The 15606-nt window shown below is 70.9% G+C and carries 11 protein-coding genes and 1 pseudogene; 4 read left to right on the top strand and 8 right to left on the bottom strand.

Annotated features, from left to right (window positions below):
• Positions 1 to 39: 39 nt before the first annotated feature.
• Complete coding sequence (locus CSC76_RS05775) at positions 40 to 546, bottom strand: M48 metallopeptidase family protein (RefSeq protein ID WP_162109124.1); 507 nt, start codon at positions 544 to 546, stop codon at positions 40 to 42.
• A 63-nt stretch (positions 547 to 609) separates the two neighbouring features.
• Between CSC76_RS05775 and CSC76_RS05770 the strand changes: the two genes are divergently transcribed.
• The gene (locus CSC76_RS05770) at positions 610 to 1158 is read left to right on the top strand and encodes a DUF2058 domain-containing protein (protein ID WP_162109095.1); all 549 of its coding nucleotides are present in this window, start codon (positions 610 to 612) and stop codon (positions 1156 to 1158) included.
• Between the two features lie 233 nt (positions 1159 to 1391).
• Positions 1392 to 1973 (top strand): class I SAM-dependent methyltransferase, encoded by a 582-nt coding sequence (locus CSC76_RS05765; protein ID WP_202923492.1) that lies wholly within the window; start codon positions 1392 to 1394, stop codon positions 1971 to 1973.
• A 44-nt stretch (positions 1974 to 2017) separates the two neighbouring features.
• Here the strand turns inward: CSC76_RS05765 and CSC76_RS05760 are convergent, their stop codons facing one another.
• The 7 genes and pseudogenes from CSC76_RS05760 to recC form a co-directional block, all read right to left on the bottom strand.
• Positions 2018 to 3508: a serine hydrolase domain-containing protein gene (locus CSC76_RS05760; RefSeq protein ID WP_162109093.1), complete on the bottom strand. Its 1491-nt coding sequence runs from the start codon at positions 3506 to 3508 to the stop codon at positions 2018 to 2020.
• Between the two features lie 169 nt (positions 3509 to 3677).
• Positions 3678 to 4049 carry a YciI family protein gene (locus CSC76_RS05755; RefSeq protein ID WP_162109092.1) on the bottom strand — a complete coding sequence of 124 codons (372 nt, stop codon included), beginning with the start codon at positions 4047 to 4049 and terminating at the stop codon, positions 3678 to 3680.
• Positions 4050 to 4257: 208 nt separating this feature from the next.
• Positions 4258 to 4602 carry a hypothetical protein gene (locus CSC76_RS05750; protein ID WP_162109090.1) on the bottom strand — a complete coding sequence of 115 codons (345 nt, stop codon included), beginning with the start codon at positions 4600 to 4602 and terminating at the stop codon, positions 4258 to 4260.
• Between the two features lie 8 nt (positions 4603 to 4610).
• A complete protein-coding gene (locus tag CSC76_RS05745) occupies positions 4611 to 4883 on the bottom strand; it encodes a hypothetical protein (RefSeq protein WP_162109089.1) in 273 nt (90 codons plus the stop codon).
• Between the two features lie 173 nt (positions 4884 to 5056).
• Positions 5057 to 6910 (bottom strand): exodeoxyribonuclease V subunit alpha, encoded by a 1854-nt coding sequence (recD, locus tag CSC76_RS05740; protein WP_162109087.1) that lies wholly within the window; start codon positions 6908 to 6910, stop codon positions 5057 to 5059.
• Complete coding sequence (locus CSC76_RS05735; RefSeq protein ID WP_162109085.1) at positions 6907 to 10551, bottom strand: UvrD-helicase domain-containing protein; 3645 nt, start codon at positions 10549 to 10551, stop codon at positions 6907 to 6909. The genes recD and CSC76_RS05735 overlap by 4 nt, the downstream gene beginning before the upstream one ends.
• Positions 10548 to 13846 (bottom strand): annotated as a pseudogene (recC, locus tag CSC76_RS05730) (exodeoxyribonuclease V subunit gamma). Before recC ends, CSC76_RS05735 begins: the two are co-directional and overlap by 4 nt.
• 218 nt (positions 13847 to 14064) lie before the next feature.
• Between recC and CSC76_RS05725 the strand changes: the two are divergent.
• Both CSC76_RS05725 and CSC76_RS05720 read left to right on the top strand, forming a co-directional pair.
• Positions 14065 to 14853 carry an ABC transporter ATP-binding protein gene (locus CSC76_RS05725; protein ID WP_162109083.1) on the top strand — a complete coding sequence of 263 codons (789 nt, stop codon included), beginning with the start codon at positions 14065 to 14067 and terminating at the stop codon, positions 14851 to 14853.
• A complete protein-coding gene (locus CSC76_RS05720) occupies positions 14853 to 15605 on the top strand; it encodes an MlaE family lipid ABC transporter permease subunit (RefSeq protein ID WP_162109082.1) in 753 nt (250 codons plus the stop codon). Before CSC76_RS05725 ends, CSC76_RS05720 begins: the two co-directional genes overlap by 1 nt.
• Position 15606 lies beyond the last annotated feature (1 nt).

Raw genomic sequence — 15606 nt, 5'->3', positions numbered from 1 at the left:
CGGGGACTGCAGCATCTGCGCCCGCGCGTGCAGGCCCCGTCAACGCGCAGGCGTGCCGACGCTTTCCTGGTGGGTCAGGTACAGCCGCAGATCGAACTCCAGCTGGTGATAGTCCGGTTCCATGTGCGTGCACAGGGCGTAGAAGGCCTTGTTGTGTTCGGCTTCCTTCAGGTGCGCGAGTTCGTGCACCACGATCATCTTCAAGAACTCCGCCGGTGCGTCGCGGAACACGGTGGCGATGCGGATCTCGCGGCTGGCCTTCAAGCGACCGCCGTGCACGCGCGAGATGGCGGTGTGGGTCCCCAGTGCGTGCTTCATCACCTGCAGCGTGCTGTCGTACGCCACCTTGCCCAGCGGTAGCGAGCGCCGCAGGTGCCGTTCCTTCAGTGCCTGCACGTAGTCGTACAGCTGGCCGTCGTTGCGCACCGCGTGCGCCTGCGGGTACTTGTCCGCCAGCATCGTACCGAGCCGGCCCTGTTCGATCAGCGCACGCACGCGGGCCTGCAGGTCCTGCGGGTAGCCGGTGAGGTAGACGAGCGGTTGCATCGGAAGGGGAAGGGGGCGCTGCGGGACGGGTATCATGCCGCCAAATCCCCAAGGAACCCCGCAATGGCGAAGGGAAACCCGCTGCAGGAACAGCTGCTCAAGGCCGGACTGGTGAAGAAGTCCAAGCTGGCCGAGGTCGCGCGCGAGCAGCACAAGGTCCGCCACGGCAAGGGGGCGCCGGCGCCCAGCGAGATCCAGCGCGACGCCGAGCGGGCACGCGCGGAGAAGGTCGAACGCGACCGTGCCCTGGAGGCCGAACGCAAGGCACAGGCACGCGCGGCGGAACTGCACGCGCAGGCGCGCCAGATCGTCCAGGACCGCAAGGTGCCGCGCAGCGGCGAAGTGGAGTACCGCTTCACCGCCGACGGCGCCATCCGCACCCTGCTGGTCAACGACGATCTGAAGAAGAAGCTGTCCACCGGGGCGCTGGTCATCGCGCGCATCGACGACCGCTACGAACTGCTGCCACGCGTGGCGGCCGACAAGGTGCGCGAACGCGATGCCGCGATGATCGTGCTGGACCATGGCCAGGCCAATGAACCCGCAGCGGCCACGTCCGAAGACGATGCGTACTACGCGCAATTCAAGGTGCCCGACGACCTGGTGTGGTGACCGTCGGCGCAGCGTCGGACCCTGATGGCGACGCCGCACCGCGGGGGACTTGACGACCCGTGTAGGGTGGAATGAGGCCCCCGCGGAAACCGCCATGCAGCAGCACGAACTCGACGCCCTCTTCGACCAGCAGGCCGCCGGCTACGACGCACGCTGGGTGCGCATGGCCCCGATCCGCGACAGCCTGCTGTTCCTGATCGACACCGTGTTCGCCACCTTGCCGGACGACGCCCATGTGCTGTGCGTCGGCGCGGGGGACCGGCGCCGAGATCGGTCACCTGGCGCGGCGCTTCCCGCGCTGGACCTTCCTCGCCCTGGATCCATCCACGCAGATGATCGCCGCCTGCCGCGAACGCGCGTTGCGCGAGGGCTTCGCCGATCGCTGCAGTTTCCATGCCGGCGTGGTCGAGACGCTGCCGGAGGAGGCCGCGTTCGACGGGGCCACCTGCCTGCTGGTCTCCCAGTTCCTGCTCGATCCGGACGCGCGCACCGCCTTCTTCGCCTCCATCGCGCACCGGCTCCGGCCTGGCGGCACGCTGGTGTGGGCCGACCTGGCCTGGGATACGGAGGCGCCCGACTACCCGGCGATGCTGCGCCTGTGGATGGAGACCATGTCCGGCGCCGGTCTCGACGCCGCCGCCCTTGAACAGATCCGCGCGAACTACGCCCGCGATGTCGCGATTCTTCCTCCGGATCGCGTGGCCGCGCTGGCGGAAGCCGGCGGCTTCGCGCCGCCATTGCGCTTCCACCAGGCGGGGATGATCCATGGATGGTGCGCGCGAACGAAGGACGCGTCCGTATCTTCGACACGGTGAAGCTCCACGCGACCGGCACACCGGGTTGCCCGGCGCCACGTTCCCTAACGCACTCGCCTGCCGGTGTCGCCGTACAACTGGATCGTCGTCGCTTCGCCTTCGCCGTCGAAACTTGCGCGCACGCCGGTGTCGGCATGGATGAAGGCGCGGGGCAGGCCCTTGATGGGGCTGAGCGGATAGCGGTCGCCGTTGGGGAATGCCAGTGTCAGCACCCCGGCCTCCGTCACCACCTCCACCACCGGGCCATCCTCGAAGCCATAACGGCCTGTGAGCGACTGCAGGACATCGGCCGGCGGCGTTGCCGCCCTTTCCACCCGTGTCGGCCCGAAGCTCGACCACCCGTAGGTATCCGACACGGCGGCGAAGAACTCCATCCCCAGGTCCATGCCGCTGTCCGCATTGGCCATGAACACCGCCCCGTCGCCACTGCGCAGATTGAGCGTCATGCCGGCGCGGTAGCCGACCGTGCCGCCGTAGTGGGTCAGGAACACCTGCTCGCCATCGCCGATCAGACGAAAACCATAGGCATGTTCCTCGAAAGGCCGGGCCAGCAGGTCGTGGACGCTGGCCTGGGCGAACACGGTGCTGGTGCCAAGCCAACCCTTGCGCAGTTCGATCAGCAGGACGGCCAGATCGGCTGGCGTGGCCCATAGGCCCGCCGCCGCCTGTTCGGGATGGGCGTGCCAGCCCCCGGGTACCGGCTGGCCATCGGCCTGGTGGCCAAGCGCGACGTGTTCTTCCCCTTCTCTCGGCGCCGGTTGGCTGAAATCGGCATGGCGCATGCCGACGGGCCCGGTCAGCCAGGTGCGCATCAACGACTCGAACGGTCGCTTGAGGTGTTGCTGCAGGGCGATCTCGGCGACGGTGTAACCGGGGCCGGAATAGCGCAAGGTCGTGCCCGGCACCGCCAGCACTTCCGCCTTGCGCGCGTTGGACGGCGGCAGGCCCGGCGCGGTCTGCAGGTCGGTGGGCAGGACGGCGTTGCGCGGGTATCCCTCGTACCCGCCGGGGGTGATGCCCGCGGTGTGGGCGAACAGGTGGCGCAGCGTTACCGGATGTTCGGCATCCTGGCGACCGGCCGGCAGTTTCCACGGCGCCAGATACGCATCGACATCGGCATCCAGATCGATCGCGCCCGCCTGCTGCATGCGCCATGCGGCCAGGACCGTGGCGGGCTTGGCCAGCGACCCGGCCTGGAACAGGCTGCGGCAGGTGGCGGCTGCGCCGGCGGCCTGCTGTCGGCCCCAGGCGGCGCTCCAGTCCAGCGTACCGGCCCGGATCACCGCCACGGAGAGCGCCGGTACACGATGCGTGGCCATGCGCGCCTGCACGGATGCCGGCGCCGTTTCACCGCTGAACATCACGCGCGGCAGCAGACCCTGGGCGACCCGGTCTCGCCGCGCCTGCGCATCCGGCGCGGTAAAGCACGCCTCGGGTGAACCCGCCGCAGACTCGACAAATGCCAGCGCGGGCATTGTCAGTGCACCGGGCCCCAGGCCGGCCAGCACCCACGGGATGAGGCGGAAACGGTTCATGCGGACTCCGGCAAAGAACAGGACCGCGTCGAGGGTGCATGGGTGCTTCGGGGGAGGGCAATCGCAGCCGACGGAACAGGTCCTGCGGGGGACGAAACGCGGACGGGGCCGACGAAGTCATGCACCCCCTGCCGTGAGAGTGGCCGCGCGCCTTGCACGCCGCCCCGCCTCAGCGCGTCATGAAGAATTCGATAGGGATCAGCTCCACCGCCCAGCCCCCCTCTTCGCCCAGGGTGGCGGCAGGATGCATGGAGGCGAGGCGCAGCGCCTCGTCGTGGTCGTTGGCCTCAATGATGAACAGGCCGCCCACCACTTCCTTCGACTCCGTGTAAGGACCGTCGCTGACCTGCGTCCGGCCATTGCGGGGGCGCAGCGTGGTCCAGCCGGCCACATCGCCCAGCGATGCGGCCAGCAGCACCTTGCCGGTGGCACGCATCTGCTCGTCCAGCGCAGGACACTGGCTCACCAGGCGCTCGACTTGGTCCGGCGCCATCGCCGCGAGTTTCTCCGGGGAGAAATGGGCAAGGCCGAGATATTTCATGCGCGCTCCTTGAGGCGGGGATCGTATGGACGACGAAGCCGGCAATGGCGAATCGACATCCTTATCCTTGAGAGCCGCGGCAGCGCGGCACGATCACCAAGGAAGTACGTCCGCCCCTGTCTCACGAAGCGTGCCCTGCGGCGAATCTTTGCGATCCGCGATGGGGCAGACGGACGCGGCTGACCGCGCCTCAACGATGGGGGCGATGTCAGCGCCAGCTCGCCTTGCGCGAAGGCGGGGGCGGCGTGGGCGCGGGGTCGATGACGGGCACCAGCATGGACAGTCGCGCCCGGGCGAATTCGCCACTGCCGTCGACATCCAGCTTGCCGGCGCTGTTGGCGTTGATGAGGCCCGTGTCGAGGAACACTTCTTCGCCGACCGCGACGCGGTGGCGCGTGCTGCACAGCTTCGACGGCACCTGCAGCACGCTGATGCCGTCGCGCTGCCATTTGGTTTCCGGGGCTAGGCGCCGGACGATGGAACCGTCCACCCACACGTCCACCGAATCCGATTGCACCGACCGGCACTTGCCGATCCCGACATCAAAGGTCATGCACCCTCCTACAGGGCGGTATGTGTAAGCGTGAAGAGGAAGCCGCGTGCTTCGAGCAGCGCGCGCATGCGCCGTTCAGCCGGTGCGCGATGGAACTCGCGGCCCGCCCACAGGCTGAAGCAGGGCCGGCCCGTGCTGTTGCCGTGGCCTGGCGGGCGTCGCGATACGGCGATGTCGGGCGATTCGCAGGCCGTGGCCCACATTACGCGTAGATCGCCCGGCCCGATGGATTGCTGGGATCCCAGATGGAGAATGAACACCTGGGTCTGATGGTTCGCCACACATACCTCGTCGGCACGCGCAGATCGCGCGGAAGGGGCCGAGAGGAGATAGCCAGCAGCAGGATGCGACGAAAGGGACTGCCCGTCAGCAGGAACAGGTATACGCCGTTGGGGGGGTTATCGCAAACAACCTGGGGAACGGGCGAGCCGATGCATGCAGGGTGGGAGCGTGTTCAGCGTGCGCCCAACCGCCACCCCAGGCCCGACCACCGGCCCGCATGCCGCGCCAGCGCTTCGCGGATCACCGCTTCGCTGCCGGCCACGTGCAACGCGCGGCGTGCGCGGGTGATGCCGGTGTAGACCAGCTCGCGCGACAGTACGCGGTTGCCGCGTGCGGGCAGCAGCAACCACACCGTGTCGAACTCCGAGCCCTGCGCCTTGTGCACGGTCATGGCGAAGGCGGATTCGTGCGCGGGCAGGGCCGCCGGATGGAAGGCGCGTGGGTGGCCCGCGTCGTCACCGGGAAACCACGCCACCAACGTACCCGCCGCATCGCGCAGGCAGACGCCGATGTCGCCATTGAACAGGCGGTGGCGGGAGCTGTTCTCGGGGACGATCAGCAGCTGGCCCTGGAAGTGGCCTTGTGGGGCGCGTCCCGATCCGCCGCCTTCGGCGAGCAACCGTTCGATCCGCGCATTCAGCGTGCGCGCACCCTGCGGACCTTCGCGCACCGCCGTCAGCAAGCGCAGTCGCGTGGACTGCGCCAGCGCGTCGGCAGGCGTCGCGGCGTGGCCCAGCGCGCGGAAATGCGCCAACAGGGCATCGCGCTGCGGCTCCAGCGGGTCGGCCAGTCCTTCGTGGAAATGCACGTTGGACAATGTGCCGGCGCGCAACTGCGCCAGCGCGGCGTCGGCGTCGCCTTCGCGCACGGCGGCCGCCAGCGGCGCGAGATCCAGCGCTTCGCTCTGGCGCCATCCGCGCTGCAGGTGCACGCGGATGCCGGGGAAGCGTGCTTCGCCCCCTTCCTGCGCAAGGACGGACGTGTTGTCGGCATCGCCGAGCAGGGGCCGCAGCACGTCGGCATCCCCGCGCCCCATGGCGTCGCCTTCGCCCGCGGCACCGAGGATGGCGGCCAGCACGTCGCCGGCTTCCACCGAGGGCAGCTGGTCGGGGTCGCCGAGCAGCACCAGCCGCGTGCCGCTGGCGACCGCATCGACCAGTTTGGCCATCAGCGGCAGGTCGATCATCGACGCCTCGTCGACGACCACGACATCGAACGGCAGCGGGTTGTCGCCGTCGTGGCGGAAGCGTGGGGAATCCGGAATCGTGCCGAGCAGGCGATGCAGGGTGGTGCCGCTGGTGGGCAGTGCGGCGAGCAGATCCGCGTCCACGCCCGATGCGGCCAACGCCTGTACCGCCTGGCGCACGCTCTCGGCCATGCGCTCGGCGGCACGGCCGGTGGGCGCGGCCAGCGCGATGCGTGGCGACGCGCGACCTGCGTGCAACGCCTGCGCGACCAGCAGCACCAGCAGGCGCGCGGTGGTGGTGGTCTTGCCGGTGCCCGGGCCGCCGGTGACCAGCAACAGCGCATGGCGCAGGGCGAGCGCGGCGGCGCGCGCCTGGCGGTCGTCGTGAGTCGCTTGCGGGAACAGGCGGGCGAACAGCAGGGCGGGCGGCTCGATGCCTGCTTCCGGCACCGGCTGCGTGGCGATACGCTGCAGGCCCAACGCCAGCGCGCGTTCGTACTCGCGATAGCGACGCAGATAGAGCAGGCCGCCTTCCAGCACCAGCGGCGCATGCGGATCGGCAACAGCAGATGCATCGTCCGGCGTGTCGACCCAGCGCGAGGCCGCGAGCTGTCGTGTCCACGCGGCGGCATCGGGCCAGGCGATCTCGGCCTCGACCAGCCCATCCGCCGCACCGAGACGCACGCCGGCATGACCCTTGGCCACCGCCAGCGACGCCAGCGCCGCCGCGGCGAGCACGGCATCGGGCGTGTCGCGGTCCAGCCGGCGCAGGCTCTGCGCCAGCGCATGATCCAGCGTGCGCAGGTGGCCGCCCTTGTGGAGCGCGTCGAGCAGGCTCATGCACCGGCCTCCGTCGCATGGCCGGCGAACAGCGCGTCCAGCGCCTGCACCAGCTCGGGCGCAAAGCGCTGCGCATGCACCCCGGGCGACCGTGGCTGGGTCAGATCCAGGCCGCGGCAGAACAGGTAGCGGATACCGCCGAAGTCGCGTGCGTAGTCATAGGCATCGCCCAGGCGGAAGCGCAGCCAGCGGTGCAGCGCCAGCGTGTAGATCAGCGCCTGCAGGTCATACTCGCTGTGCGCCATCGCCTGCTGCATCGCCGCCGCATCGTAGGCGGGCAGCTGGTTCGACTTGTAGTCGAGCACGTACCAGCGGCTGTCGTGGCCGTAGGTGAGGTCGATCAGGCCGGTCATCAGGCCCTCCAGCCGCGCGCGCGTGCCGAACGCGCTGCGATGGCGCAGCAGGCCGTGCCGATGCAGCAGCGCCAGCAGCGCCGGCACGGCGGTGGGCTGCATGGCGAAGTGGAACTCGATTTCCGCGCGGCGCGACGCCGCCGGCACGTCGGCCAGGCGCACGCCTTCCGGCAGCGTGGTGCACAGCGTCTGTCCCACCAGCGGCACCAGCACCGCGAGGCCGTCGTCGACGTCGGCCTCGGCGTAGCCGCCTTCGCGCAGGGCCCGCACGATGACATCGGCCTGGCCGTCGGGCGCGGGATCGCCCGGCTGCCAGTCGCGCCATGCAGCGAAGTCCGCGTTCTCCAGTGCGGCGTGCATCACCACGCCGAAACGGCTGCCGGCGAAACGCGGATCGGCCTGCACCAAAGGCGTGACGGCCGCATCGGGCAGTACGTCGGCATCGGACGCGGGCGCTTCGTCTTCACCACCGGGATCGGCCTGGGTGGCGGCAGCCAGCGGATCGGCGCCTTCGGCATGCGCGAGCTGGGTGAAGCTGTAGACCCACCAGTCGGCGGCAGCGCGGCCGCGGGCGGGGCGGGCCGGCGCGACGACGGTCGCACCGTCCTGCGCCAAGCGCGGCGGCGGCGGCTCGGCAGGGCCGTCGACGATGCGCACGTCGGCCTGCGCACGCAGGCCGGCGATGCCGGCAAGCAATGGCGCAAGGCGGCTCCTGTCGAAATCCTTCACATCGCCCGCCGCGATCCACAGCGCATGCGCCGCGCGGGTCAGGCCGACATAGAGCAGCCGCGCATCCTCGGCGATGGCATCGCGCCTGGCCGCCTCACCGGCCGCTTTCCATGCGGCATCCTCCTTGTCGATCTTCCACTGCAGCACGCGGCGGCCATCGTCGTCGTGCACGATGCGGTGACGGCTGGTGTCGGGACGGTGGGTGCCCAGCCCGGCGAACGGCAGGTAGACCAGCGGATATTCCAGGCCCTTGCTCTTGTGCAGAGTGACGATCTGCACACGCAGCGCATCGCTTTCCAGCCGCAGCAGCTGCGCTTCATCGCCGGGATCGGCACGGGCGATGCGCATCTGCAGCCAGTCGAGCAGACCCTGCAGGCCCAGCGTGCGGGAGGCGGCCTCCTGCAGGTGCTCGCCCAGTTGCAGGTAGTTCGTCAGCCGCCGCTCGCCGTCCAGCAGGCCGAGCAGCCGCGTGGCCTGTTCGGCGCACAGTTCGGACACCAGTGCGAACGGGCCGCTGCGCTGCCAGCGTTCGCGCCAGTGCAGCAGCTTCGCCTGGTGGTCGCGCTGCGCATCGCCTCCGTCTTCCAGGGCGGCGATGGCGGCGGCGTCCTGGCCGAACAGCACCGTGGACAGTGCCGCACGCAGCCGGCCGCTGTCGGAGGGGTGCAGCAGAGCGAGCAGCAGGGTGCGCAGCTCGCCGGCCTCGGCGGTCTCGAACAGGCTCTGCCTGCCCGCAGCGACCGCCGGCACGCCGGCGCGCGCCAGGGCGTGCTGCACACGCGTGGCGTCCTTGTGGTTGCGCACCAGCACGGCGATGTCGCCGGGCTGCACGCGCCGACCCCTGATCAGGGCGCGATCCTCGCGGGCCGCGGAGAGGACGGCGTGGATGTCCGCCACGCAGGCGGCGACGGCGGCTTCCCGCGAGGCGTCGGCGTCGAGGGGTCCAGCATCACCGCGCAGCAGCCGCAGCGTCAGTGCCGGTGCGGGCGTGCCATCGCGCAGGTAATGGTCGTCGCGCTGCGCCCCCCCGGGCTCGACCGCCTCGAAGTGGATGCCGGGATGCGCGAAGGCCTCCTGGCCCGCCGCCGCCGCGCCGGTGTACAGCGCCTGCACCGCGCGCAGCACGGCAGGTCGCGAGCGGAAGTTGTGGGTCAGCGGATCGGCGTGGACGGTGGCGGGATGGTGCTTGGCGGACAGGTACGTGGCGACATCACCGCCCCGGAAGCCGTAGATGGCCTGCTTCGGATCTCCGATCAGGAACAGGGCGGGCACGTCGCCGATCGCACGGACGGCGTCGGAATCGCCGAACACGCGGGCGAAGATCTGCCACTGGCGCTCGTCCGTGTCCTGGAACTCGTCGACCAGTGCGATCCGGTACTGCGCGCGCAGGCGGGACACCAGCGTCAGCGTGTCCGGACCGCCAGCCAGGGCGTCGGCGACGCGGTCGATCAGGTCGTCGTAGGTCTGCACGCGCCGCGTGCGCTTGAGCAGCTGCAGGCGCTGGCGCGCTTCGTCGCGCAGGCGGTGGAGCAGGGCGGCACGCCGGGCGAGTTGCATCTGCTGCCAGGCATCGTCGGCCTCGCACCAGTCGCGCAAGGCGTCGAACAGCGGCGATACCGGCACGCGCGCCTCCTGCCCTTCCTTGCAGTAGCCCAGCAGGGCATCCGGCAGCAGCTTCTGCAGGTGCGTCTTGTCGGTGCGCGGCCAATCGGCGAGGACGGCACCGGCCTGCAGTTCGTGGAACGCCTTGTCGAAGCTCGGTCGGCGCGCGCGGCGGCCATCGAACACCTTGGCGTCGAACGCCGTCGCGATCACGGCGCGCGCCTCCGCCAGGTACAGGCCGATCGCCTCGACCAGGTGCGCGGCACGTCCCGCCCGCGTCGCATCGACGGCGACCTGCCGTTCCTCGTCCCCTTCCGCCGGCGCCACCGGATACAACGGCAATGGCTTGCACAGTGCGGGCAGGTCTTCGGCCAGGGTGTCGGGATCCTTCCACACGCCGATGAGCGCGTCGGCGGTCTCCGGATCGGCGGCATGCACGCGCCAGAGGTCGGCGGCGACCTCGGCATACAGGTCGCGCGCGTTGCCGAGCAGTTCGACGGCGGCCAGGCCCTGCCCCGCTTCCAGCGCATGTTCGCGCAGCACGCGAGCGCAGAAGCCGTGGATGGTGAAGATGGCGGCGAGGTCGGTTTCCTCCACCGCGGTGCGCAGGCGGCGCGCCAGCTGCGCCGGCGTCTCGGTGCCGCCGGCGAGATGGCGGTCCAGGATGAAGCGCGTCAGCGCGATCTCATGGTCCTCGTCGTCTCGCACCGGCATGCCGATCACGTTCGTCGCCAGCGCCAGCCGCTCCCGGATGCGCTTGCGCAGCTCCTGGGTGGCGGCTTCGGTATAGGTCACCGCCAGCACCTGGCCCATGCGCAGCCGCTGTTCGACGATCAGGCGGGTGAACAGCGTCGCCAGCGTGTAGGTCTTGCCGGTACCGGCACTGGCCTCGATCAGTTGCACGCCGTCCAGGGCGCGCGCCAGATAAGGCTCCTCCGCCAGGTCGGGGGCACTCATGCCGCACCTCCGGCGTGGCGCGTACGGCCGTGGCGAAGCAGGTCGTAGACGTCCAGGCTGGTGCGCTCGAGTTCGGCATAGTCGTCGTCGCGCGCAAAGGGATCGCGACCGCGCAGGGCGAGCCGGATCGCCTCGCCCTCGCCTTCCGCCCAACCGCCGTTGCCATCGCCGTGCCAGCGCTTCCAGCCGGCGGCGCGGCGCTTTCCGGGCTCGGCGTTCCAGATATCCCAGCCGGTGGAGGGGGCGAACAGCAGTGGCGCCTGCAGGCCTCGCGCGTGCAGAGCCAGCAGGCAGCGCAATGCCGTGCGCGCCTGCTCCGGCGCCAGCGCCTCGGTCAGGTGCGGCCCCGGGTGGTCGCCGTCGTGGAACTGCACCAGTGGCAGGCGCGCACCCGCCGCATTGGCCAGCAGCCAGTCCAATCCCCAGCGCAGCGCTGCGCTGCCGTTGAGTGCGTCCGCGCGCAGGCGCACCAGCCCGCGCGCGGTCACGTCGGCGACGCGGCCGTGCAGGCGGCGGCCATCGAGCTCGATGGCATAGGCCGCAGAGGCCGCCGTCTCGCCCGCCAGCCACGCGCGACGCGCCCGCGCGAACGGAGACGCCTGCGCCAGCATGGCCTCGAACTGGCGGGTGCCGAGCGCACCCGATGGCAGCAGCGCGCGTGCACGCAGGCGCTCGCGCAGGCCGGCTTCCTGGCCGGCATCCATCGCGTCGATCAACGCCTGTTGCAGCCGCGCGCGTTCAAGCCCGCGACCGGGGACGACCAGCGGCTCGACATCCTCGCCCTGGTCGACCGGCTCGGGCAGGCGCAGACCCAGGCGCTGTTGCAGGAAGCGTCCCTGGGGATCTGCGAAGAAGCGCCGCAGCGCATCGAGCGACAGGTCGGTCGTGCCCGCGTCCTCCGGCGGCAGCGGCTGCAACAGCCAGGGCGCCAGGGCGTGTCGTGCTTCGCCCAGACGCTGGCTAGCCTCGCGCCAGCGCGCACGGTAGCTGAAGCGGCGCGGTTCATCGCCGCTGCCGAATGCCTCCGGCGCGAACGGCTGCAGCGTGTGGCGCACGACCAGTCGCGTCCTCGCGCCGGGATCGGCGTGGTAGCGCGCGGCGACGTCGAGCAGTTCGCTGACCAGCACCGACGGCTCGCGCACGCTGCCGTCGCGCGGGTCGTTGCCGAGGTGGCTGAGGTAGAACACCTCCTGCGCGGCGGCGAACAGCTGCAGGAACAGGAAACGGTCGTCCTCCCGCGTCGAACGGTCGCCGGGCAGGCGCCGTCCCGCATGCAGTTCGGCGGTCAGCTTGTTGAGGCCGGCGGCGGGATCACGCCGGGGGAAGTCGCCGTCGTTCATGCCCAGCAGGCAGATGACCCGGAATGGCAGCAGGCGCATCGGTACCATGCGGCCCACGCTGATGCCGCCGGTCAGCAGCGGTGCGCGCGTGTCCGCCTGGGACAGCAGGTCGGCGAAGTGCGCACGCACCACCTCCGGCGGCACGGTACCGCCATAGCCGGCGGTCTCCGCGTCGCGGGCGAAGCGGTCGATGAGGGTGCGCAGGCGGTCCAGCGCGCGGTGCGCGCGTGGGGCGGCCGGCCGGTCCGGCAACAACGCGTCGAGCAGGGGCAGCAGGCGCTCGCGCCATCGCGCAGGCGTCTGTGCTTCGCCGAGCACGCGCCGCTGGCGGGCAAGTTCGCGCAGCAGGCGCACCAGCGTATCGAGCGCGTCCAGGCCGCTGCCTTCCAGCTCCGGCCAGGGCGCGACACCGGCGATCTCGTCTTCGCTGCCGCTCGCGTGGCCCAGCAGCAGACGGTCCAGCGCGAACTGCCAGGTGTAGGCGTCGTCGGCCGGCGCGTCCGAGGCGACGCGGTGCGCGGCATCCAGGCCCCAACGCGCGCCTGCCTGGCGCAGCCAGCATGCAGGCGGTCGATGGCGTCGCTGTCCAGCCCGGAGGCTTCGGCCATGGGCGCGCTGGCCAGCAGGTCGAGCACCTCATCCAGGCCGAAGCGCGACACCGGCAGGTCCAGCAGGCGCAGGAACACCTCGGCCAACGGTTCGCTCGCCAGCGGGCTGGTATCGGCCAGCGCCCAGGGCAGCGCATCGTCGTGGCCGGTGCCGCCGAACACCGCATCCAGGTAGGGCACGTACGGATCGATGTCCGGCGCCAGCACCGCGATCTCGCGCGGCTGCAGCGGCGGATCGAAGCGCGGGTCGTCCAGCAGGGCGCGCAGCTGGTCGTGCAGCACCTGCAGCTCGCGCAGGCGGGTGTGACAGGCGTGGACCTGCAGGCTGGCATCGGCCAGGTCGAGCACGGTGCGCGGCGGCGGCACGGCCGGCGCGCGACGGTGGAACAGGTCCGACTGCAGGCGCCGCAGCAGCGTGTCGGGGCCCTGCGTGGACAGCGGATCGGCGTAGACGTCGATCTCGGCGCGCGGGTGCACCACTTCGTAGTCCCCCAGCAGCGCCATGAAGTCGCGGCCGGCGGCGCCCCAGGCCTGCAGCAACGGGTTCTCCTGCACGTCGTCGGCGAACAGCGCGCTGTCGCCACTGCGGCGGCGCTCGCGCAGCGTCTGCAGGTCTCCCCAGTAGCCGCGCGCCGGCGTGGGCAGGTAGAAATGCAGCGTGCCCACGCGCGCCTGGGTGGCCAGCACGCGGAGCACGTCGGGCGAGATGTTGAGGGTGGCGAACACCAGGAGGCGCTTCGGCAGGCCCTGCGGGAGCGGGCCGTCGTCGCGGCCGAAGCGCGCGAGGTAGTCATGGATGCGGCGTGCACGGTAGTCGCGCCCGGCGGCGACCGCGCGCCACAGTCGCGCCTGGGCGTCGTCCGGGTCGGCGCCCGCTTCCCAGCGCAGCAGCCAGTCGCGGCGCCAGGCCTGGTACTTCTCGTACACGCCGGCCAGTTCGCCGGCCAGCGCCCAGGGCTTCAGCGGGTCGCCATCGCCCAGCCAGGCATCCATCGATGCCATCGCGGGCGTGCCGCGCAGCGTCGGATCGCCCAGCGCGCCGTACAGGCGCCACTGCAGGGCCGCCATGTCCAGGTCATCGGTGCTCGGACCGAGATTGGCGTCCAGCGCGCGGGCGACGAACTCGCCGGGGGTGAGAAATTCCAGGTTGGCGGCCACACCGTACCGGGTCGCCAGCGTGGCCTGCAGCCAACGTCGCATCGCCACTTGAGGGATCAGCACGACATCCGGCGCAAGCGGCGACTGGCCCGGCACCGGATTGCGCAGCTCCTCGGCCAGCAACGCCGCCAGCAACTCCAGTGCGTTGGAGGGATACAGGCGGAAGTCGGGCGCGGCGTCGGCGGTCATCGTCACCGTCATTGTGCCGGATGGCGGTCGCAGCACCGGAGACCGGACGGTTTGGGCCACAGCATCCCGCACGGCCGTGCGCGCGGGCGCTGCCCGGGTGCCACAATAATCAAACTGCGCGGTACGGTTTATGTTCAGCCGCTGGCCGCGAAGCTACGCCGTTGTTTTTCCGTTAACCCGTTGACCCCGGTCCACGGACCCGCTCGCCGACGACGCCCATGACGCCTGCCGACGCCCCTGCCGTGCACCTGTCCGGCCTCCGCCTTGACCGCGGCGGCCGCACCATCCTGCGCGGCATCGACCTGACGGTGCCGCGCGGCAGCATTACTGCCGTCCTTGGCCCGTCCGGCAGCGGCAAATCGACGCTGCTGGCCGCGCTGACCGGTGAGCTGCCGCCTGCCGCGGGTACGGTGGAGGTGTTCGGCCAGCCCGTGCCGCACGGCAGTCGCGCGCTGCTGGAGATGCGCAAGGGCATCGGCGTGCTGCTGCAGGGCAACGGCCTGCTGACGGACCTGACCACGGCGGAGAACGTGGCGCTGCCGCTGCGCACGCATACCAAGCTGCCCGAGGCACTGATCCGCCGGCTGGTGGACCTGAAGTTGAACGCGGTCGGCCTGCGTGCCGCCGCCGACGCCTACCCGCGCGAGTTGTCCGGCGGCATGGCGCGCCGTGTGGCGCTGGCGCGCGCGCTGGCGCTGGACCCGCCGCTGATGCTCTACGACGAGCCGCTGACCGGCCTGGACCCCATCGCCTCGGGCGTGATCATGAGCCTGATCCAGCGCCTCAACGACACGTTGGGCCTGACCAGCATCATCGTCAGCCACCACGTGCACGAGACCCTGCCGATCGCCGACCAGGCGGTGGTGATCGCCAATGGTGGCCTGGTGTTCTCGGGCACCCCCGCCGAACTCGACGCCACGTCGGACCCGCTGGTGAAGCAGTTCCTGCGTGGCGAGCCGGACGGTCCGATCGCGTTCGACACGGTCAAGCGCGGGGAGGCCGCCTGATGGCCTTCGCCGCCGCCATCCGGTCGCTGGGCCGCGCCGGCCTGTTCTCGCTGTCGGTGTTCCGCGCGTCCACGCCGACCCGCGACTTCCTGGCCGAACTGACCCGCGAGATCTACAAGATCGGCGGCCGTTCCCTGCCGATCATCGCCGTCGGCGGCGCGTTCGTGGGCCTGGTGCTGACGCTGCAGGGCTATCGCACGCTGACCACGTTCGGCGCCAGCGACGCGCTGTCCACGCTGCTGGGCCTGTCGCTGTACCGCGAACTGGGCCCGGTGCTGACCGCGTTGCTGTTCATCGGCCGCGCCGGCAGCTCCATCGCCGCCGAACTGGGCCTGATGCGCGCCACCGACCAGATCAAGGCGCTGGAACTGATGGCGATCGACCCGGTGGCCAAGGCCGTGGCGCCGCGCTTCTGGGCGGCGGTGCTGACGGTGCCGCTGCTGACCGGCTTCTTCTGCTCGCTGGCGATCAGCGCCAGCTACTTCGAGGCCGTGCACGTGCTCGGCCTGGACAACGGCACGTTCTGGTCGGCGCTGCAGAACAGCGTAGATTTCTGGGACGACTTCGGCGTGGCGCTGCTGAAGTCCGCCGTGTTCGGCGGCACCGCCGCGCTGGTGGCCGCCTACGTGGGCTTCCACGCCGAGCCGACCATCGAGGGCACCTCCGTGGCCACCACCCGTGCGGTGGTGAACGCCTCGCTGCTGGTGCTGATGTTCAATTTCGTCATGTCTGCATTGCTGTTCAGGAGCTGAC

It is taken from the genome of Pseudoxanthomonas mexicana, from assembly GCF_010093385.1.
Classification (GTDB): domain Bacteria; phylum Pseudomonadota; class Gammaproteobacteria; order Xanthomonadales; family Xanthomonadaceae; genus Pseudoxanthomonas_A; species Pseudoxanthomonas_A mexicana.
Note: the sequence above shows the minus strand (reverse complement) of the source record. Positions and strands in the feature narration are given on the sequence as shown.

Bases quoted from the DNA above. Each gene is read 5' to 3' on its own strand.
- CSC76_RS05775 (WP_162109124.1), bottom strand. From the start codon at position 546: ATGCAACCGCTCGTCTACCTCACCGGCTACCCGCAGGACCTGCAGGCC.
- CSC76_RS05770 (WP_162109095.1), top strand. From the start codon at position 610: ATGGCGAAGGGAAACCCGCTGCAGGAACAGCTGCTCAAGGCCGGACTG.
- CSC76_RS05765 (WP_202923492.1), top strand. From the start codon at position 1,392: ATGTGCTGTGCGTCGGCGCGGGGGACCGGCGCCGAGATCGGTCACCTG.
- CSC76_RS05760 (WP_162109093.1), bottom strand. From the start codon at position 3,508: ATGAACCGTTTCCGCCTCATCCCGTGGGTGCTGGCCGGCCTGGGGCCC.
- CSC76_RS05755 (WP_162109092.1), bottom strand. From the start codon at position 4,049: ATGAAATATCTCGGCCTTGCCCATTTCTCCCCGGAGAAACTCGCGGCG.
- CSC76_RS05750 (WP_162109090.1), bottom strand. From the start codon at position 4,602: ATGACCTTTGATGTCGGGATCGGCAAGTGCCGGTCGGTGCAATCGGAT.
- recD (WP_162109087.1), bottom strand. From the start codon at position 6,910: ATGAGCCTGCTCGACGCGCTCCACAAGGGCGGCCACCTGCGCACGCTG.
- CSC76_RS05735 (WP_162109085.1), bottom strand. From the start codon at position 10,551: ATGAGTGCCCCCGACCTGGCGGAGGAGCCTTATCTGGCGCGCGCCCTG.
- CSC76_RS05725 (WP_162109083.1), top strand. From the start codon at position 14,065: ATGACGCCTGCCGACGCCCCTGCCGTGCACCTGTCCGGCCTCCGCCTT.
- CSC76_RS05720 (WP_162109082.1), top strand. From the start codon at position 14,853: ATGGCCTTCGCCGCCGCCATCCGGTCGCTGGGCCGCGCCGGCCTGTTC.